The organism is Bacteroides sp. A1C1 (assembly GCF_004328515.1).
In the GTDB taxonomy this organism is placed as follows: domain Bacteria; phylum Bacteroidota; class Bacteroidia; order Bacteroidales; family Bacteroidaceae; genus Bacteroides; species Bacteroides uniformis.
Genome location: NZ_CP036491.1, coordinates 2,179,579 through 2,200,695 on the forward strand (window position 1 = coordinate 2,179,579; position 21,117 = coordinate 2,200,695).

The window sequence follows — 21,117 nt, forward strand, 5'->3', positions numbered from 1 at the left end:
TCTAAAAAACTGTTTTAATTTTATTTTTCAGGTTGCCTCAGAAGAAAACTGAAATAAAATTAAAACAGTTTCTAAAACTTGATACGCAGTTGCATCTGCAAGTCCGCTTTCCTATTTCCCGGTATCTCATCATTGCCCGAACCAATCGTCTCCCTATCCTGATAAACCGTCTGTCCGAATTTGGCAAGAAACATGAAGTTCTTACTCAAATCATATCGCAGATGAGCGGAGTAACGGAACCCTTTGCCATAGAAGGAAGGGGTATAGAAAGTATATAACAATCCACGCTCGGAGGCGTAAACACGCGAATCGTAATCGTCCGTATGAAACCAGGTTCCCTGCACGGAAACTGACAGAGGGAAGGGGAAAGTGTACGAGCAAAATTGAGTACACTGATAACCTTGCCGTCTATCAAAGCGATACCCTTCCCCATCCTGCTGACGGAAGTGGTTATAATCTATTGTAGTACGAAAGATATATCTTCCCGGCATATAGGTCAGCCGATAACGGAGTTTATGGTGATAGATAGGTTCGATAACTGCACCGCTTGTACCCGTCACGTCTCTTTCTTTCTGTTTGTACCGATAATTAAAATACATCGAAAGGCTCTTTCGAGGAGTATAAGTAACCTGAAACATGGCATCCACTCCCTTTGAGGGCTTACTTATACGGTATTTCCACCAAGGAAAAGAAAACATATCCAATGAAGCGAAAAACTTCCACCGGGCGAAAGGTGTGGCCTCTGCTGCCAGATACCATCCGTTCTCATTCTGCGGCATACTGCTTTCGCCAAAGGAACGCCCAAACAAAGTCCAATAATCATATGAATAATACCGGTGAACAAGTAGCAGATGATAATCGGAAGAAAGATTATACTTCAGCCGGTTCAGCAACGCATAGCCTTTACTGCCGGTTGCCGCCTCCCCCACCCACACCAAACGGCCCAGACGATACCTATAATCCATGCCCACGTTATAGAAATTACTTCCATGAAGATTGTACTTTGCATACTTGTTCAACCGAGGCTTGTAAGGACGGTCGAAAAAATAGTAAATCCCCGTCACTCCCACCTTCAGAGAGTTCTTTTCATAGGTCATGTTTCCACCTATTACCTGCAAGGCAAAGGCATTCATTTTATCTGCCTCCTTCTGCGTGCGATGCAACCCTGTCTTGTAAATGGAAGTTATCTCGCCATCCTCCACCACACCGTCCATGGAGCGATGCGAATAGAAAGCCGAAATATCCAAGTAAGGCAATACTCCCACCGTTGCCGCCACTCCCCGGAAATAATTGTACTCATCAGTAGAACTATGCTTACGGATGCCTCCGGTACGATATTCTGTTGTAGACATAGAGAATGTTTTTCCTAAACGAAAATCCGTACTAAGTACCAGTCCCTGCCCGAAGCTCAGACGGTAATTGCCCAATGCCAAAGCCTTCAGCCGCCCCAGATTCTTTATCAGAAAATAGAAAGAATAGTAATCATAGCCTTTTCTGTTGTGCAGGGCAAAGAAGGGTTCTCCGGCATCCTTCTCTCCCGTCACGCCTATTTGGAGATAATCTCCATAATGAAAATTATAGCGCAAAGAATGGTAAAGGGAAGGTCCCAGGTAATTCTTCTCATATCCTTTACGGATATAGAACGGTACATCCAAACGTGCCAATGTTTCGTGTTTCCCGTATTTCAGTATAGATTTTAAAGCAGGATACCCCCTACCCGCTTTCACTGCCCGCACACAGACAAAGGGCAGCAGTAGGTCGATGGTACGTTTATCCATCTCCTCCACCAGTTGCAATTCATAAATGGTCTGCATCTGTCCGTATATATAGACATAAGCCAGAAGATTCTCTATCTGTATATCCGTAAGAAAAGGAAACTGCTCCAATTGCTGTTTAGTGGCGGCATTGAGGTTGACAGGCTCTTGCAGACGTCGGGACAACTCCTCCAATTCATCTTCCCAACCGTATTCTTCCTCATTCCCGATGGAAAGTTGTTCCAAATTTTCTTCCAAAAGAAGTAAAGGCTGTTCTTTCTGAAGGCCGGATATATTTTGAGCTTCAAGCATAGGAGTCATTGACAGCATACTTACAAAAACTCCTATCTTGAGTAATTCCATTAATAGTAGGTCACTTTCATGTTTTGGGAAGCGAAGTTACCTTAAATAAGTTAATTGAGCAAGGAAAAATCAACATGATGCAACAACATTACACAGAATGGTGTACTTTTGCAACATGAACGCAAGGCTTAACATAGTAATACTCATCATGTTTCTTTCTCTCGGAAGCCTGAAATGTTTTGCACAGCAGCAACCACAGTCTGCTGCGCAAAAGAGTGTCTATCTTACTCCCATGTGCGTTTACGAAGGAGATACCATCCCTTATGTCAAGCTCCCCACTGTCTACATCTTCAAGCCGCTTAAATTCAAGAACAAGCGCGACATGAACAAGTACTACAAACTCATTCGTGACGTAAAGAAGGTACTTCCCATCTCCAAGGAGATTAACCGTGCCATCATTGAAACCTACGAATACATGATGACCCTGCCCACCGAGAAAGCCCGCCAGAAACACATGAAAGCAGTAGAGAAAAGCTTGAAGGAGCAATACACTCCCCGCATGAAGAAACTTACCTTTGCCCAAGGCAAACTGTTGATAAAACTGGTAGACCGACAGACCAACTCCACCGGATATGAACTGGTAAAAGCTTTTATGGGCCCTTTCAAAGCCGGTTTCTACCAGACTTTTGCCGCACTCTTCGGCGCTAGTCTAAAGAAGCAATACGACCCTATGGGAGACGATGCATTGACCGAACGGGTGATATTGATGGTGGAAAGCGGACAATTATAAACTGATGTTTATTCCCGCCTTGCGTGCCTGCGAATGTTGAAACTGGCGTTTCACATCATATGTCTTTCCGTCTTTGACGAACTTAGAGCCAGTCTGCTTAAACCAGAACTCCACTTTATTTTCCACACAAATTCTGCGAAGGTCCATCACCCATTCAAAATCACACGGACGAGCTTCGTAACCGGATTCTCCCCCTGCAACTATCTGTTCAATCCATTCGCCAACAGCATAAGTACTTAAATCTATCCTTTCCAGCAGCGGTTCACAGATTATTATCTTATGCTTTATGGGAGCCCTCTCATAGATGGGCAAGCGATAATCGGCGCAAGCCTGGTTTTCAACCGTACAACAGATGGTTACATTATCATATCCGTCTCCCCAATCATCGGGCAGACAGTCAGAAAAACGGTCTATACGCTTGGTAATCATCATAAAATGCAGGTCACTGCGGCAACGCATCATCTCCCATGCTTCGACCCGCCATTTGTCAGCATCTTCCACAAAGAAATCGGAAGTAAAGCAGGTGTAGACAAATGTTCCAGGTGGTATCTTGAATTCTCCGTTACGCTTTTTACGCAAAGGCAGGTCAAAGTTTTTTGTCCGCACCACCACCGAACTGTCCACCTCTCGCCGGGCATCACCACGATAAACATAACAATGCTTGCAACCTGCACTCAATTTATGGCAACCATGCCATAAGTTCCACATCATCGACTTCGCAACAATACCGTTCATTCAAACAAAAAACTTATCGTTAACACCATGTTGAAAACTATGTTAGCAACATAAATAATCAGTTATTAAACAATTGATATTAAGCTATATATTCAGTTAATAACAGAATGAACAATTGTTTATTACTACCTATTCGGGTTGTACCTCTCCTGCCATCGGAAGCTCTTTCCAACCTTCACCAAATGCATCATAAGCATCGGTAACCACTACAAAAGCCTTTGGGTCTACTTCCCTTATCTTCTGCTTGATACCTACCACTTCCTTGTAACTCACCACAAGAAACAGCATTTCCTTGTCTACATTGGTATAAAGACCACTACTTTTGATGCAAGTGGCTGTACGGTCCAAATCTTTAAGAATATAGTCGTGCAAAGCGGTAAGGCGCATATCACTGATGACAAACAGTATCTTGTCATTCTTCTCCCCATTTATCACATAGGCCAATACCCTCGAAGTGACAAAAATAGCTATCAGTGAATAGAAAGACAAATGCCACGAAGGTTGTGTAGCATCATCCGGATTTCCGATACCGAAACCGATAACCAATAGGCCGAATCCCACCACAATACCATCTACCAGCAGTATCGCCTTTGAAAAACGTATATGGCAATATTTCTGCAATATCATCGCCACAATATCCGTACCTCCTGTAGTAGCCCGGCTACGCACTACAATACCACAGCCTATACCGATAACCACCGCACCAATCACAGAAGTCAGCATCAAATGGTCGGACATATTCAGACTGCCACCCAGCAACTGTGTAGGGTCCAACTGATGGAGCGCTTCTTCAGAAGGATAGGAGAGGAGAGACAGCACATTCATGGCAAGCGGAGTGAATAGTGCCGCCACGATAGTACGTGCTCCCAATTTTGCTCCCAGTACCAGCACGGAAATGATAAGCAAAGGAATATCAAACATATAACCGAAAGTACCTACCTGAATAGAAGGAAACAGATTATGAAGCACAATACTGGCTCCATACACCCCGCCAGGAACAAGATTATAAGGATTGATAAAGTAAACAAAACCTGCTGCCAGAATAGTACAACCTACAAAAATGCCTATCCATGAAGATATTATCTTTTTCATATCGATATGATTTATATATATTCAGCAAATATACAAAAAATAAGAAAAGACACCAACTGTACAGCAAGTTTTCTACATACAACCGATATGTGTTGAATACATGGTTAACAAAAAGGATAGATTATGAGATAAAGCATTAATTTACAATAAATAAAGTGGTTGATTTTTATAATCAACCACTGTTCATAAAATCTCTCATCATACCTATATAGCTCCAACAAACCCGATATATTGACAGTTTATTAACAGCCCTGTTATTATCTCAGTTTCTTGAATAAATCCCAAATAACAATACCCGCCGTAACCGATACATTCAACGAATGCTTTGTGCCGTATTGAGGAATTTCAATGCAACCGTGCGAATGGTCAATCACTTCTTGTTGAACACCCTTCACTTCATTTCCCATTACCACAGCATACTTTTTAGTCTTGTCCAGCACCAGTTCGTCCAGCATCACACTACCTTCCGCCTGCTCTACAGAATAAACGATGTATCCCTCGGATTTTAGGTTATCAACAGCTTCAACAGAGTTATCAACATATTTCCAATCTACGGTAAATTCCGCTCCCAAAGCTGTCTTGTGCATCTCCGGATGGGGTGGGGTAGCTGTAATGCCACAAAGATAAATGCACTCGATGCGGAAAGCATCCGAAGTACGGAAAACGGAACCTATATTATGGAGACTGCGGATATTATCCAATACCACTACCAAAGGCAGTTTTTCGGCTTCCTTAAATTCCTCTACACTAATACGATTCAGTTCAGTTATCTTCAGTTTACGCATGACAATATACTTTTAAATCTCCCTGCAAAGATACTTTTTTCCGTTTATATCCCGGTTAATAACCGTTGAAAAGGTGTCAATACAATAGGGAAACAATTTTAAAAATAATCCTTGCATTATTCAAAGGTCTGCATATTACAGCAGTGAAACGAACAAACCAAAAAAGTTAAGGAGAATTTTCCAGGCTTCATTCAACATATTTTTCAGCCTGGTTTCATCGGTTTATAACTCTAAAGTTATTAACTTTGCATATTATTAACAACATGTTAATGCTGTTTAGCAGAAGTCTTATTATCAACGGATAAACTTAAAAACCCCGGTTTATAAGCATAAGAGTAAAATTCAGCTTGATACTAATAACTTCATAGGCAAGAAAAATCGTATTTATTTGTCCACACTGTTAACAGCCTATCATTACTATCAAAGGATTTTTAAAGAAGAAAGAGAAATTAAAAAATATAATTATGGATAATCTTATAGAAGCTATCAAGCAGCTGAAGAAGGAGAAGAACGCAATCATTCTGGGACACTACTACCAGAAAGGTGAAATACAAGATATAGCCGATTACGTGGGCGACAGTCTGGCTTTGGCGCAATGGGCGGCCCGGACGGAGGCAGACATCATCGTGATGTGCGGTGTGCACTTCATGGGAGAAACGGCGAAGGTGCTTTGTCCCGACAAGAAGGTACTGGTGCCCGATATGGCGGCAGGCTGTTCGTTGGCAGACAGTTGTCCGGCAGACAAATTCAGTCAGTTTGTCAAAGAGCATCCCGGATATACGGTGATATCCTATGTGAACACAACGGCTGCCGTAAAGGCGGTGACCGATGTGGTGGTAACTTCTACCAATGCAAAGCAGATTGTGGGAAGCTTCTCCAAAGATGAGAAAATAATCTTTGGCCCGGACCGGAACTTGGGTAATTATATCAACTCCATTACCGGAAGAAATATGTTATTATGGGATGGCGCATGCCATGTACACGAGGAATTCTCGGTTGAAAAGATTGTTGAAATAAAACGGCAGCATCCCGATGCGGTGGTACTGGCACATCCCGAATGCAAGAGTACAGTCTTGAAACTGGCTGATGTGGTAGGCTCTACGGCAGCTTTGCTGAAGTACGCAGTGGCACATCCCGAAAAGAGCTACATTGTAGCTACCGAAAGCGGTATCCTGCACGAGATGCAGAAACAATGCCCGCAGACAACATTTATTCCGGCTCCTCCCAACGACAGCACTTGTGCCTGCAATGAATGCAGTTACATGCGGCTGAATACACTGGAAAAGCTTTATGATTGTTTGAAAAACGAATCACCGGAAATAAAGGTGGATGCTGAGATTGCAGAAAAAGCAGTGAAACCGATTAAGAGGATGTTGGAAATATCGGCTCAACTGGGGTTATAATGTGCTGATATGCCAATGTGCCAATGACCTTTCGGCGTGACAGCGCAGCCAATTAGCACATTGGCACATTAGCATATCAGCACATTAAAAACATTATCTCATTAAGAACTTACACAACTTGTTAGTGGCCAATGCCCGGTGACTGATTTTATTCTTCAGTTCATTCCCCATTTCTGCAAAAGTCTGCGTATATCCTTCGGGAATGAATATGGGATCGTAACCGAAGCCTGAAGCGCCTTTTCTGTTTTTCGTGATTTCTCCTTTCACGATGCCTTCAAACAGATGTTCCTTTCCGTCGATGATAAGTACAAATACGGTACGGAATTGTGCCTTACGGTTCTCGATGCCCTCCATATCTTTCAGCAACTTCTTCATGTTTGCTTCCGAATTGTGTGCATCGCCGGCATAACGGGCGGAATATACACCCGGTGCCCCACCAAGGGCCTCCACTTCCAAACCGGTATCATCGGCAAAACAGTCCAGATGATAGTTATCGAAGATATATTTTGCTTTCAGCAAAGCATTTCCTTCAAGTGTGTCTGCAGTTTCCGGAATGTCAGTATCGCATTTGATATCCTTCATGCTGAGAAGTTCGACCTTTTCTCCCAAAATGGCAGTCACTTCTTCCAGTTTGTGTGAATTGTTGGTGGCAAATACAAATTTCTTTCTCATATTATGTTCTCCTTATACTTGTGGCTTATACAAGTCCCTATTTCACTTTCAACCGGTCGAAACCTTCTCCGTATACACCGATGACGGAACTTTGGGAAATGAAAGCGTTCGGGTCTATATCTTTCACCATCCGAAATATTTCTACCGATTGGCGTTTGTAGGCAAGTACGACCAGTACCTTCACGTTGTGTTTACTGTACCAGCCGATACCGTCGAGTACCGTTACACCGCGATGGGTTTCTTTGGTGATGCGATCGGCAATCCTTTCATATTCTTTGGAGAAAATAAAGAATTGAACAGATTGCCGGGTGCTATTGACAATGTAATCCAGTACAAACCCGATGACAAACAAAGTTACAAAACCAAATATCACACGTCTCCAGTCATGAAATACCACGTAGCAGGAACTGATGATGATGAAGTCACAGGCCATTATCATGCGTCCCAGTGTGACATCCTTGTATTTGTGGATGATGGCTGCAATAATATCCGTACCTCCCGTGCTACCGTTGCAGTTGAATACGATGCCCAGGCCGGCACCGCACATTGCAGCACCTATCAGACAAGCCATGAAGTCTTGTCCTTCGCCCAGCAGTTGGGGAGGGACACCATCGGGACCATTCACCAACAGCTGGAAAAACCATAGAAAAAAGGTCAGTCCGAAGATGGCAAACGTGGTCTTGATACTGAACTTCGGTCCGAGTATCTTGATGGCAAAAGTCATCAGTACGGCATTGATGATGAAGTATGACCACTGGATGGGAAATCCAGTGGCATAATAGATGATGGCACCAATACCGGTAGTACCTCCGGTCGTAATCTGGTAAGGGATGAGGAAAGCTGCCCATCCCAATGCATAGCTGATGAGCCCCAAAGTGATGAAGATATAATCCTTCAGTTCCCTCGTCACTTCCGCTTTGGTTGGTTTTGTAATTTGCATATCTGTTATTTAACAACGATGTTCACAATCTTCTTTGGTACTACGATTACTTTGGCAATGGTCTTGCCTTCTATCCATTTTTCAGAGCGTTCGTCGGCCAATACAGCAGTCTGGATGGCATCCGATGCCGCATCTGCGGGGAATTCCATGTTGAACCGTGCCTTTCCATTGAAGGAAATGGTGTAGTTGACCGTATCTTCCACCAGGTATTCTTCGTTGCATACTGGCCACTTGGCATCGCATACAGAACCTGCATTGTCCAGAGTCTCCCACAATTCTTCGCATACATGCGGAGCAAAGGGAGCCAGAACGATGATGAACTGGTTCAGAATTTCCTTCTTGCTGCATTTCATCCCGAACAACTCGTTTACACAAATCATGAAAGCACTGATACTTGTGTTGTAAGAGAATTGCTCAATGTCTCCCGTCACTTTCTTAATCAGTTTGTGGAGGGATTTCAGTTCTTCCTTGGTGGCAGGTTCATCTGTTACCAGATAATTGTCGTTGCGGTCGTAGAACAGTGACCAGAACTTCTTGATGAAGCGGTGTACACCGTCTATTCCGTTTGTATCCCATGGCTTTGATTGTTCTACCGGGCCGAGGAACATTTCGTACATGCGGAGAGTGTCGGCACCGTATTTGTCGACAATCATATCGGGATTGACAACGTTGAACATGGACTTACTCATCTTTTCCACAGCCCATCCACAGATGTACTTGCCGTCTTCCAGAATAAACTCGGCAGTTGCGTATTCGGGACGCCATGCTTTGAAAGCTTCAAGGTCCAGAACATCATTGGATACGATATTCACATCGACGTGGAGTGGGGTAGTATCGTACTGGTCTTTCAGATTTAGGGACACGAATGTATTGGTATCTTTGATGCGATAGACAAAATTGCTTCGTCCTTGAATCATGCCCTGATTCACCAACTTTTGGAACGGTTCTTCGGCTACGGAGATGCCGAGGTCGTATAGGAATTTGTTCCAGAAACGGGAGTATATCAAGTGACCAGTTGCATGTTCGGTACCGCCTACGTAAAGGTCTACATTGTGCCAGTATTCATCTACTTTCTTATCCACAAGTGCCTGGTTGTTGTGTGGGTCCATGTAGCGCAGATAATAGGCGCTTGAACCGGCAAATCCGGGCATAGTATTGAGTTCCAGTGGGAAGACGGTGGTGTTGTCTATCTTTTCGTTTTCCACAACACATTTGTTCACAATATCCCAAGCCCATTTTGTGGCATGTCCCAATGGAGGTTCACCGGTTTCGGTAGGCAGGAATTTGGCAACTTCGGGTAATTCCAGGGGTAGGGCACTTTCATCAATCATATAAGGCATGTTATCCTTGTAGTAAACCGGGAACGGCTCGCCCCAATAGCGCTGACGTGAGAAAATGGCATCACGCAGACGGAAGTTCACCTTTACACGTCCCAGATTGTGCTCTTTCACATATTTCTTGGTAGCAGCAATCGCTTCTTTGATGGTCAGTCCGTTCAATGAAAGGTCACAATAGGGAGTAACACCTTCTCGTGGAGAGTTGCATACAATACCTTCCTTGGCATCGAAGCTTTCTTCGCTTACATCGCAATCTTCTACCAGCGGGCGGATTTCGAGGCCGAAGTGTTTGGCAAAAGCATAGTCACGGCTGTCGTGTGCAGGCACAGCCATGATGGCACCCGTACCATATCCGGCAAGCACATAGTCGCTTATCCAGATGGGCACTGCCTCACCGGTAAAGGGGTTGAGGGCATAGCTTCCGGAGAATACACCGGTAACGCTACGGTCGGTAATACGTTCGCGTTCAGTACGTTTTTTGGTGCGTTCCAGATAAGCGTTTACTTCATCTTTTTGTATGTCGGTGGTAAGTTGTGGTACCAGTTCGCTTTCGGGAGCCAATACCATGAAGGTGACACCGAACATGGTATCTGCACGGGTAGTGAAAATAGTGAATTCCAAATCACTGTCTTTCACTTTGAATTGTATCTCCGCACCTTCACTGCGTCCTATCCAGTTTTTTTGGGTTTCTTTCAAGGATTCGGTCCAATCAATGGTATCGAGTCCATCCAATAAGCGTTGTGCATAGGCAGATACACGGAGACACCATTGGCGCATTTTCTTCTGGATGACAGGGAAACCGCCGCGTTCACTGACACCGTCTATTACTTCGTCATTGGCAAGTACGGTACCAAGTTGCGGACACCAGTTAACCATTGTTTCGCCTAGATAGGCAATACGGTAGTTCATCAGGATTTCCTGCTGTTCTTTTTCACTCTTGGCATTCCATTCTGTGGCGGTAAAACTCAATTCCTCGCCACAAGCCACATTCATTCCTTCAGTACCGGTTTGGCTGAATGCTTCAATCAGTTCCTGGATAGGACGTGCCTGCTTTTTATCGTTGCAGTAGTAACTGTTGAACATCTTGAGGAACGCCCATTGGGTCCAATGGTAATATTCCGGTTCGCAGGTACGGATTTCGCGGTTCCAATCGAAAGAGAAACCTATCTTATCTAACTGTTCACGGTATCGGTTGATATTGTTGACGGTCGTAATTGCAGGGTGCTGTCCCGTTTGTATGGCATATTGCTCTGCTGGAAGACCGTAAGCGTCATATCCCATGGGATTCAGTACATTGAAACCTTGCAGTCGTTTGTAGCGGGCGTAAATATCCGAAGCGATATATCCCAGCGGATGACCTACGTGCAATCCCGCACCGGAGGGGTAGGGGAACATGTTCAGCACATAGAATTTCTTTTTCGTTTCGTCTTCCGTTACTTGGTAGGTTTTGTTTTCCACCCACCTTTTCTGCCATTTCTTTTCAATCTCCCTGAAATTGTATTCCATAGTGGTATTTATTAATATTTTGTTGAAAACATTGTTTATTCCATGGTTAAAACCGGTTAGTATCCGGTTAATATCGGTGCAAAGTTACGGGTTTATTTTCAGATTTGTAGCTAAGTAACATAAAAAACAATGGCAAAGGCTTGATAATTCACTTTTTATTACTTACATTTGTGATGTGCTTTTAAAACTAATTTTTTGTTTGTAATACAAATAATAGCTAAATTAATTCAATAGGATATTTACTAAAAGATTTTTAGGATATAGCGAAGGATGAAGTCTGGGAAGATTTCATCCTTCGCGTTATTGTGTTGAAGAAGAAAGTCGTATCTTTGCGCAACTTATCGGAAGTGTATGAACGCAATGAAAAATTATACTTATCATATTGTCGCCGTCCTTACGGTAGGTATTTGGGGGCTGACTTTTATTTCAACGAAAGTATTGATTGGGCATAGCCTTTCCCCGCAGGAAATATTCTTGCTTCGTTTCCTGATAGCTTATCTGGGCATCTGGTTTATTTCTCCCCGAAAACTGTTTGCTGATAATTGGAAAGATGAATCTTGGCTGTTTTTAGGAGGTATAGCAGGCGGTTCATTTTACTTTTTTACGGAAAATACAGCTTTGGGGATTACATTGGCGACGAATGTGGCATTTATTGTCTGTACGGCACCATTGCTCACGACCATTCTTTCTTTGTGGATTTATAAAAAGGAAAAGGCTACCCGTGGATTGATGGGCGGTTCTTTATTGGCATTGGTTGGTGTGGCATTGGTGGTTTATAATGGTAGTTTTGTATTAAAGATTTCTCCTTTGGGTGATTTCCTTACTTTACTTGCAGCTTTTTCTTGGGCATTCTATAGCTTAATAATGAGGAAAATGTCCAACCGTTACAGTATAATTTTTATTACCCGTAAGATATTTTTTTATGGGGTATTGACTATTCTTCCTGCATTTCTGATTCATCCCTGGAACTTCGACATTGTCCGTCTTCTCGAGCCGGTTATTTTGTTCAATTTACTTTTCCTGGGTGTATTGGCTTCCTTGATTTGTTTTGTAGTCTGGAACGTAGTCTTAAAACAGCTGGGAACAATAAGAGCTTCCAACTATATTTATCTGAATCCTCTCTTCACTCTGGTAGGTTCTGCTTTTCTGCTTGGCGAACAGCTTACTATAGTTGCTTTGATGGGGGCGATGCTGATATTGGGAGGAGTATATTGGGCAGGAAAAAAATGAAACGGTTCTTTAAAATTCTGATAAATCACAGAAGTTGGTCAATGGCAATTGAAAATGAACTGTGGCTATAAGAATCTCAAAGAACCGAATAATAAAAGACAAACTATTTTTTCAAATAGTAAAAAGCAACCGAAGAATAATCAACAGGATGAGTATTTCCTTCCATTCCGTGTTCTATTCCCATATGGAATTCTTTCTCAAAAGAAAGCTTATCAGTAGTGTAGAAGCGAAATCCTCCTGTACGTGCCGCTTCCAAATGATAATCAAGACAACCATGCAATGGAAGACTCTTGGCCGCATTCCATTTTCCTGGCAAATCATACCATCCTCCGTTGTAATAGTCCTCGGAACCGGTTCCATGAATGCGCATCTTTCCATCTACATAAGTAGAATCATCTCCTTCAAAAAATACCATATTACCTGGATATAAACCTTGTGCATTATGAATGGTGCCTATATAGTGCCCTTTTCCTTTGATAGAGAGGAAATCATAATATTCCCCTTCTTTGGGATTGATTTCACGATGCCAGAAAGCATATAGTTTACCTTCACTCTGTTTGTCTCTTGTCTCTGTATTGTAATATACTTTTGTGGAGATAGATATACTTTCTTCTTTTCCTGCACGGTACAATAATTTCATTTGAGCGGTACTGTCAAATGGACAAGGAATAAAACAGTAGTGTCTTCCTGATTCGCTGCCTATCATCATGCTATTCATGGAAGGTTTTTCTGCAGAATAACCAAAAAACTCTTGCAAAGGAATATTTATAGCTGGAATTGTTTCCTTATCCCATATTGCATTTAACGATATATCTTTCTGAAAAGGTTGATTACTATTTATTTCAAAACCGAGTATTCGTCCGGGAATCTTTGTTTCGAAGAAAACTTTTTCTTCGCCTGGGGACAAAGAGAAAGAAAGCTCTTCTACTTGATAATTTTCAGATTTTCCTTGTGCAAAGGTATTAATATCGGATTTTGCAAAAGTCTTCCATGTTTGACAGACTTTTTTCAATGTACTCTTTGCTTTTGGAGATAAATTGGTAGAAAAGCTTTCTATTTCATATCCGGGCATATTGCGGTATTGAATCTGATAAAACTTCATCAAAGGATCATTCATAACTATTTTGCAAGATTTTTTGTATGGTATAGGAAGATAATAATAAAAACCTCCAACTCCTTCCCCACATATGGGTTCTATAAATGGGTATTGTTTATTGGAGAACAAGTCTTGAAAACAAATTCGTAAACTGGCATTCTTTTCTCCGTCAAAATAAAATTCCAATGAGTCATTAGTGGGAGTAGGAGTCCATATTCTATTGATAATGCCTGGACCTTTCAGGTCTGCAATAACCAATTTCCCTTCTTCCTTTCGGATATAGGAGTAGGTGCCATTGAAACCATCATCATTTCCTCCGGTTCTGTCATAACTGGATATTTGTTCTACTATACAATTGGAACGGAAGGTTGGTAATAAATCCAATCTGGAAAGGGATGCTAATTCAGACGAATAGTCAAAGCTCTTTTTTGCAATGGGAGTGCAGGAAAGGAATACATACATGATTATTCCTCCCCAAACTATAAAACGGCCATTCAATGATTTTATCATAACTGAATTTGTAAAGTCAACAATTAAATTAATACCCTGGATTCTGTATCAGAACTCCTTGGCTTAAATCTATTTCAGATTGAGGAATAGGAAGTAATTCATGTTTTCCTTCAACGAAAGTTCTTGGACCATCAGGACCATTGTCGGTAGCGTATACAGTTTTAGCCAATTTCCATCTAATTAAATCATAGTGCCTAAGTCCTTCTGTAGCAAATTCGCAACGTCTTTCGTGAATGATATCCTCCATTGTGCAATTGGATATATCGGACAGACCGACACGGCGTCTTACTTCATTTACCAAACCATCAATTTCTGCATTGCTATTACCTTGCTGTTTTAACAGAGCTTCGGCTTTCATCAGATAAATATCGGACATTCTTACAATACAGTAGTGAAGATTACATAAACCGGCATGATGGTTGGGATCAATGTATTTGCCACAACAATAGCCTGTCATGGTATCGCCTGCCGGAAATGTATATATTGTTCCATCCATGTTGAAAGATTCTCCGCAAGTAACTACTGTTGCTCTTAGACGAGGATCTCTTTTGGCAAATTCTTTCTGCCAATTTACTATTTCTCCATTATCGGTAAATATATATTTGCAATTTTCTGCATCTTCTTTTTGGAATTTGATTTTACGTCTTGGACTTCCGTCGAGATATTCGAATTCATCTACCAGCGATTGTTCTGGATGGAAAAAATTCCAACCTCCGAAAGCATGTGGGTAGAAGTAAAGATTGAATGGCCAAGCGGGACTGTCTGCCATAGTCATCATTTTTACGGCAAATAGTACTTCTTTTTCATTTCTTTTTTCGACTAGGAAATTGTCACCATAGTTTGTCATTAAACTATATATGTCCTTATGTTCAAAGATTTTGTTTGCTGTATTTATTACCTCTTGATACTTTTCTTCATATAGATAAAAGCGGCAGAGAAGTCCCCAAGCAGAGGCTTTGGTTGGTTTTCCCAAGTCAGTGTCCGGCCATGACAACGGCAGAAGTTCTGCTGCTTTTTCTAAATCTTTTTCTATAAAGTCATAAGTTTCGGCATGAGTTGCTCGTGGTTTGTTGTATTCGCTGATTGGTAGATTTTCATCATAGAGAGGCAGTCCCCCATGTATTAACATCAGCCTTGAGTAATGAAAAGCCCGCATAAAATATGCTTGTCCCAATATCTCATTCTTTTTTTTATCATCAATGGACATAGAAGGGACATTTCTCAAAACATCATTAGCTCTCTTTATTCCTTCGAATTTTAATTTCCACCCACGTCCAAAAAGTTCTCCTTGTTCAGGATTAGCATTGAATGTTTCGAGTTGAGCATCGTCTCCCCAGTCTCCAGCTCGGTATAAATCATCACTTTGTACATCCCATACCGGTTCGGTATGTCCAGCAAAATAATATTCGTCCATTAAAGGACCATAAACTCCGATAATGGCTTTTTCCGCATCATCTTCTGTCTGCCAGAATAAATCTTCACTGATGGTTACAGCTGGAGTTGAGTCTAATATGTTATCACATCCTATAAGTGTCATTCCAAGGAATACATATGCTATATAAATATCTTTTTTCATAATTATATAAGTTTAAAAAACAAGATTTACACCGAATGAATAAGACTTGGATTGAGGATATTGTCCTCTATCTACATTACTTTCCAAATCAGCACCTACTGTGTCTATGCCTAATTCGGGGTCGTATCCGGAATAGGAGGTGATGGTAAATAGATTTTGTGCTGAGATATAGAAACGGATTTTTTCTAGACCGACTTTACGGGTCAATGCTTTGGGAATAGTATATCCTAATGATATATTTTTCATTCTTAAATAAGAACCGTCTTCAAGATAATAGTCCGAAGGTCTTTTATTATTATTAGGATCCATCCAAGTAGCCCGTGGTACTGTTGCATTCACATTGTCTGGAGTCCATCTACCCATAATTTCGGAAAAATAATTATACTTTAATCCTGTGAAACCGAATGTATAGCGGATAGCATTCCATATTTGAGTACCTTGAACACCCTGCATAAATATGTTCAGGTCAAAATTCTTATATCCCAAATCGAGATTCAATCCATAACAAAAATCAGGAATTGCATCCCCGAGATTAGTTCTGTCATCAGAATCCAACACACCATCATTATTGATATCTGCATATCTGAAGTCACCAGGTTTAGCCAATGGTTGATACAGTTCTCCTTTTGAATTAGTATATGTCTTTACTTCTTCTTCTGATTTGAAGATACCATCGGTCTTATACCCATAGAAGTATCCGATGGGATTGCCCACATCTGTTCGGGTAATGGAATAAGCGTCCCTGAATTTAGGTCCATAGATAGGTTGAGCATCATTTCCTAATGAGACTACTTTATTTTTATAGGATGAAATATTGAAGGAAACGTCGTATGAGAAATCTCTTATTTGGTCTCTGTATGTGATTGTTGCCTCAAATCCTTTGTTGTGTACAGTTGCACCGTTTATTAATTGGTTACCTATACTTCCATATGCTCCTAAAGCAGGAGGATTGATAAGGATGTCTTTTGTACGCTTGTCATAGTAGTCTAAAGTCAGCAATAGTTTGTTTTTTAGTAAGGCTGCGTCAATTCCGACATTAGTCTGAGTGGTTGTCTCCCATTTCAAATCTGGATTGGCCATTACACCTGCATAATAACCTTGGTACAAGGTTTGAGTACCTGGGCCGAAAGTGTATCTTCCATCCGGAAGTGAAGTAGTGTAGGTGGCCATATAAGCATAAGATGCCACGGATTGGTTGCCTAGACTGCCATAGCTGACTCTTAATTTTAAGTCATCGAGCCATGAAATGTTATTCATGAATTTTTCTTGTGTCATTCTCCATGCAGCGGAGAAAGAGGGAAAATATCCCCATCTGTTTCCTTTGGCAAATTTGGAGGAGCCGTCTGTTCTCATATTCAATGCAACGATGTATTTGTCGGCATATGAATAATTCAACCTTAATAATCCAGAGACTAATCCGTCTTCACCGTATCCGCCATAACATACAGGATTAAGTGTTCCGGCATTTAAGTATTGAAAAGTGGGATACTCAAAATCAAAGCCGCTTTTGGAAGCGGAAAGGTCTTCTCCCGTATTTTTCATGGCAGAGAATCCCATCATGGCATTGATTTTATGTTGTTGGAAGCTTTTGTCATAGTAGAGGAATCCTTCTCCAATCCAACCGATATTAATGGCTCTGAACATGGTTAATCCATTTACTAAATTGGGTTTTCCCGGTTCTGGTTCTTTTACATTAAATGTTTTTGTATCATTATCGATAACTTTCAGCGAACCACTGACCTTGGCAGAAAATCCTGGTAATATCTCATATTGTAGGTAAGCATTCCCTTCTAATTGAAAAAATCTGTTTCTTTGAGTATTTCTTTCAAATATTCCGACCGGATTTCTTAAATCACCGTAGTTCGAAGAGAATACACCATGATAGGTGCCATCTTCGTTGTATACTGGAACATCAGGGTGATAAGCTAATGTTTGAATCATAGCTCCAACATTATCTCCACGGGTATCTACACCTCTCCTTTGTTTGAAACTTAAATTGATACTCTCACCGAATTTGAACTTTTTCCCTAATTTATAGTCCGAGTTGATTCGTAATGTATATCTTTTATTATAGGTATTTCTTAGAATACCATCATTATCTTGGGCAGTAAAACCTAAATTGTAGTTATTGTTTTCTCCTCCTCCAGTCAATGATACATTATAACTTTGCATAGAGGCTGTTCTGAATACTTCATCTTGCCAATCGGTGACATCTTTCATGGCAGAAGGATTTGCAAATTCTTCCAATCTTGGAGTATTATCGTTGTCACTTGCTTCATTGTATATTGTGGCCAGTTGTGAAGCTGATAACATATCTAACTTTTTAGAACGTGCAGAGAAACCATAATATGCATCAAATTTTACGGTAGGTCTCATTCCACTTCTACCTCTTTTGGTTTTGATGAGTACGACTCCACTTGCAGCTCTTGAACCGTAGATGGCTGCTGCTGAAGCATCTTTAAGAACTGTCATGGTTTCAATATCTGTAGGATTAACCGATTCCAAATCTGCACCGATAATGTCGTCGATGACAATTAGAGGATTATTGTCATTCAGAGTTCCTGTACCTCTTATTCGGATAGATGTCGTAGGATTTGGACCTCCTCCGTTTTGCTGAACATATACACCGGCTAAACGACCTCCAAGTGCGGATACAAGGTTAGGTGAGGCTACATCTTCCAATTTGTCTACCCCTACGTTGACAATGGCTCCTGATAAATCAGATTTTTTTTGTTGCCCATAGCCAATTACTACTACTTCTTCTATTTTCATTAAATCTTCTTTCAAGACGACGTTGATTGTCTGTTGTCCGACTATATCTAGCGTCTGAGAAATATAACCTAAAAAAGAAAAAGTAAGTGATTTTCTTTTCTCCGGTATATTTATAGAGTATTTTCCATCTGTATTGGTTATTGTACCAATGTTGGTTCCGTCTACCATAATGGTAACTCCAGGCATTGGATTACCTTCTATATCTTTGACAGTACCTTGTATGGCTTTTTGTTGTGCCCATAATGGAATTTCCATTATGAGGCAAATAGCAAATAATATTATTGCTGAATATCTGCTTTTGTATATTGATATCATAATGAGTGAGTATTAAAGTGTTTGAAATTGTTTATTTGAGTCCAGCAATCTCTATTTCCAATTGACAATTGTCCGTTATGAATGTATTAGTGAATCTTATTTTGTCATCTAAACGTATTTTAAATTCGACGTAACTAGATCCTAAAATGGATATAGTCTTGTTATTTAATTGCATATAAAAGCTTAATGTAGATTTATTATTTATCTCCATAATAGCTTCATTTCCTTTGATTAACCTTATTTTGTAAGGTAGACAAGCTTTTACAAGTGCTTTTAAATTATTTTCCGACCCAATAAGCATATCACCGAATTTAACGACAGAACGATTGGCAAACAAAGCTTCTTTTATTCCTTCTGCAGAACGTTCATGAGCAAAGACAATGGTCATTGGTCCATATTGCTTATCTGTTCGATAAGTTTGATTGTAAACACCATGAATGTCTGTATTTCCCATATAAGTCAGGTTATAGTCCTTACAGAAGTTGAAAGCTATGGGATAAAATTCAAATCCGTTTACTAATTCTACTCCATGTATTTTCTTTTGCTTTATCAATTCTTGATGTACCTTGTAGATTGTACTGGTATCATTGGGCCATCCTGGATGATTCCACATGATAAAGGCCCCTTGTTTCAGGGCATTGTCTATGGCAATTAATGGATCTTCTACATCTAGAGCATTGGCATCCTTAAGGAATAGTGTATTGAGGTGCCCAAGGGGTTTGTCTCTGGTGATTTCAGCTCCTGGTATTACTATTATGTTGGCGCTTTTTTCTACTCCTTTGGCTATTTTGTATGATTCGTTGTGATCAGCTTTGATAAATGAATCGTGCGGGCGGAATTCTATATGCTCGGTAATGGCTATTGCATCCAGTCCTCGTCTGCTCCCTTCCCATACACGTTCTTCGGGCATAATTGTGCCATCAGAAAAAATAGTGTGTGTATGGAAATCACATTTTAAAGTCTTGTATCCTTCTATGTCGGGAATATGGATACTTTCGCTTACATAGGGTTGTTGTGAATCAGCTATTTTTACTACGTCTAAGCCTTTATATTGGGCAAAAACGAAGGTTGTACAACCCATTAGAAGGGCTGTAATCAAATATATATATTTCATTTTTTCTTTTGTTTTTCTGATTATTCGTCACCCCAGGAATTGTCGCTCTTAGTCTTTTTCCAAGCCTGACGCATTTGATGGATATGCCAGAAGTTAATCAAAGGTTTCAGTTTGCGCTCTGCTTTATTGGGGATGGTAGGTATGGGGCAAGCTTTGTCCTGATACCAATAAGCAACGGTTGCAATATCCAAATCCATATCGTTGGATGTTCCATGTTCAATAGTTGCTTTTAGAGATTTTTCAAAGAATACCGGATCAGTGATGAAGAAGCGGTATACATGAGTACGTCCCAACCATCCAGTTTCACCGTTTACACGGGGATATCCGAAGAAAGGACTTTGGAAAGGTTCTTTGGGACACCAAGAAGTATTGAAAAAATCTTCAGTTCCGGTTCCTACCATTGAAGGAATTTCTTCTCCGTCAATGAACCACATATCATCACCTTCGCCATACCAAGCTGTAGAGGGGTTTTGAACATAATAGTTTAATCCTATAAAATGACCTTTTCCTTTAATGTCTGCAAAGACATAGTTTTCTTTTCCATCAATGTTTGCTATTTCTCCTCCGGTTTTAGGATCTTTTACCGGATTGGTAATTTCACGATTGTACCATGCATGAAAACGTCCTATATCTTTAGGTAGCTTATCCACTTCATAATAATCTACATAAAAGAAAATATTATCAATCACATTATCAGCTTGGTTTTCAATTTCAATACGTGCACCTTTCTCAAAAGGCATCATAAAATAGGTAGACATACCTGTTCCGTTGGCTGGACCAGTAGATAGCGCATAAGAGGTAAAATTATAGCTTTCATCCCATCCTTGTCCGAAAAAGGGACCTATTGGAGATTCTACCGAAGGATAATCATTTTCATCCCAATATATTCGCAGAATGATATCATTACGATTTACCAAATGAGGAGGAGGAGCTATGGTGAACCATATATGATTAATGATTCCGGCTCCTTGGATATCACAGATTGTAACCTTTTCATTAGGTTTGATTCCTACGATACGGTCACCATTATAACCATTCTTGTCATAACTGCTTATCCGTTTAGAACGGTAGCCGTTTTTTATTTTTGTTAGATTGTATAGTTCTCCGTCAATTTGTTGGGGAAATGCAGACAAGAAAGGAATGTATAATAGTAATAGCAATAGACTACGTTTCATATTTTTACTTTT

The 21,117-nt window shown here is 40.7% G+C and carries 15 protein-coding genes; 3 read left to right on the plus strand and 12 right to left on the minus strand.

The features are described from left to right. Positions 1-71: 71 nt before the first annotated feature. The gene (locus EYA81_RS08960) at positions 72-2,117 is read right to left on the minus strand and encodes a helix-hairpin-helix domain-containing protein (RefSeq protein ID WP_117599930.1); all 2,046 of its coding nucleotides are present in this window, start codon (positions 2,115-2,117) and stop codon (positions 72-74) included. Between the two features lie 97 nt (positions 2,118-2,214). Between EYA81_RS08960 and EYA81_RS08965 the strand changes: the two genes are divergently transcribed. Then, the gene (locus EYA81_RS08965; protein ID WP_005833968.1) at positions 2,215-2,847 is read left to right on the plus strand and encodes a DUF4294 domain-containing protein; all 633 of its coding nucleotides are present in this window, start codon (positions 2,215-2,217) and stop codon (positions 2,845-2,847) included. Here EYA81_RS08965 and EYA81_RS08970 read toward each other — a convergent pair. The 3 genes from EYA81_RS08970 to EYA81_RS08980 form a co-directional block, all read right to left on the minus strand. Next, on the minus strand, positions 2,842-3,582 hold the full coding sequence (locus tag EYA81_RS08970) for a DUF5131 family protein (RefSeq protein ID WP_131225651.1): 741 nt from the start codon (positions 3,580-3,582) through the stop codon (positions 2,842-2,844). The two genes, EYA81_RS08965 and EYA81_RS08970, sit on opposite strands and share 6 nt — an antisense overlap. A 129-nt stretch (positions 3,583-3,711) precedes the next feature. After that, the gene (locus tag EYA81_RS08975) at positions 3,712-4,674 is read right to left on the minus strand and encodes a YitT family protein (RefSeq protein WP_005825206.1); all 963 of its coding nucleotides are present in this window, start codon (positions 4,672-4,674) and stop codon (positions 3,712-3,714) included. A 257-nt stretch (positions 4,675-4,931) separates the two neighbouring features. Then, the gene (locus tag EYA81_RS08980; RefSeq protein ID WP_005833966.1) at positions 4,932-5,459 is read right to left on the minus strand and encodes an RNA methyltransferase; all 528 of its coding nucleotides are present in this window, start codon (positions 5,457-5,459) and stop codon (positions 4,932-4,934) included. A gap of 464 nt (positions 5,460-5,923) precedes the next feature. Here EYA81_RS08980 and nadA point away from each other — a divergent pair, with 464 nt between their 5' ends. Next, positions 5,924-6,862 (plus strand): quinolinate synthase NadA, encoded by a 939-nt coding sequence (gene nadA, locus EYA81_RS08985; protein ID WP_117599928.1) that lies wholly within the window; start codon positions 5,924-5,926, stop codon positions 6,860-6,862. A 93-nt stretch (positions 6,863-6,955) separates the two neighbouring features. Here the strand turns inward: nadA and EYA81_RS08990 are convergent, their stop codons facing one another. The 3 genes from EYA81_RS08990 to leuS are packed head-to-tail and all read right to left on the minus strand — an operon-like array spanning position 6,956 to position 11,317. Continuing rightward, positions 6,956-7,534: a non-canonical purine NTP diphosphatase gene (locus tag EYA81_RS08990; RefSeq protein WP_016272207.1), complete on the minus strand. Its 579-nt coding sequence runs from the start codon at positions 7,532-7,534 to the stop codon at positions 6,956-6,958. Positions 7,535-7,571: 37 nt separating this feature from the next. Next, the gene (locus tag EYA81_RS08995) at positions 7,572-8,474 is read right to left on the minus strand and encodes a YitT family protein (RefSeq protein WP_117599927.1); all 903 of its coding nucleotides are present in this window, start codon (positions 8,472-8,474) and stop codon (positions 7,572-7,574) included. Positions 8,475-8,479: 5 nt separating this feature from the next. Next, on the minus strand, positions 8,480-11,317 hold the full coding sequence (gene leuS / locus EYA81_RS09000; protein ID WP_117599926.1) for a leucine--tRNA ligase: 2,838 nt from the start codon (positions 11,315-11,317) through the stop codon (positions 8,480-8,482). Between the two features lie 351 nt (positions 11,318-11,668). Between leuS and EYA81_RS09005 the strand changes: the two genes are divergently transcribed. Then, complete coding sequence (locus tag EYA81_RS09005; RefSeq protein ID WP_117599925.1) at positions 11,669-12,547, plus strand: DMT family transporter; 879 nt, start codon at positions 11,669-11,671, stop codon at positions 12,545-12,547. Positions 12,548-12,650: 103 nt separating this feature from the next. On the opposite strand, the gene EYA81_RS09010 is transcribed toward EYA81_RS09005, so the two are convergent. Genes EYA81_RS09010 through EYA81_RS09030 form a run of 5 tightly spaced genes read right to left on the minus strand, consistent with a single transcriptional unit; the run spans position 12,651 to position 21,105 of the window. After that, complete coding sequence (locus tag EYA81_RS09010; RefSeq protein ID WP_117599924.1) at positions 12,651-14,153, minus strand: glycoside hydrolase family 172 protein; 1,503 nt, start codon at positions 14,151-14,153, stop codon at positions 12,651-12,653. A 28-nt stretch (positions 14,154-14,181) separates the two neighbouring features. After that, positions 14,182-15,729 (minus strand): RagB/SusD family nutrient uptake outer membrane protein, encoded by a 1,548-nt coding sequence (locus tag EYA81_RS09015; RefSeq protein WP_117599923.1) that lies wholly within the window; start codon positions 15,727-15,729, stop codon positions 14,182-14,184. 12 nt (positions 15,730-15,741) lie between these two features. Further along, positions 15,742-18,816, minus strand: a complete 3,075-nt coding sequence (locus EYA81_RS09020) for a TonB-dependent receptor (protein ID WP_131225652.1) — start codon at positions 18,814-18,816, stop codon at positions 15,742-15,744. A 31-nt stretch (positions 18,817-18,847) separates the two neighbouring features. Next, complete coding sequence (locus tag EYA81_RS09025) at positions 18,848-19,930, minus strand: PHP domain-containing protein (protein ID WP_129643529.1); 1,083 nt, start codon at positions 19,928-19,930, stop codon at positions 18,848-18,850. 20 nt (positions 19,931-19,950) lie between these two features. Beyond that, positions 19,951-21,105: a glycoside hydrolase family 172 protein gene (locus tag EYA81_RS09030; RefSeq protein ID WP_129643532.1), complete on the minus strand. Its 1,155-nt coding sequence runs from the start codon at positions 21,103-21,105 to the stop codon at positions 19,951-19,953. Positions 21,106-21,117: the final 12 nt, after the last annotated feature.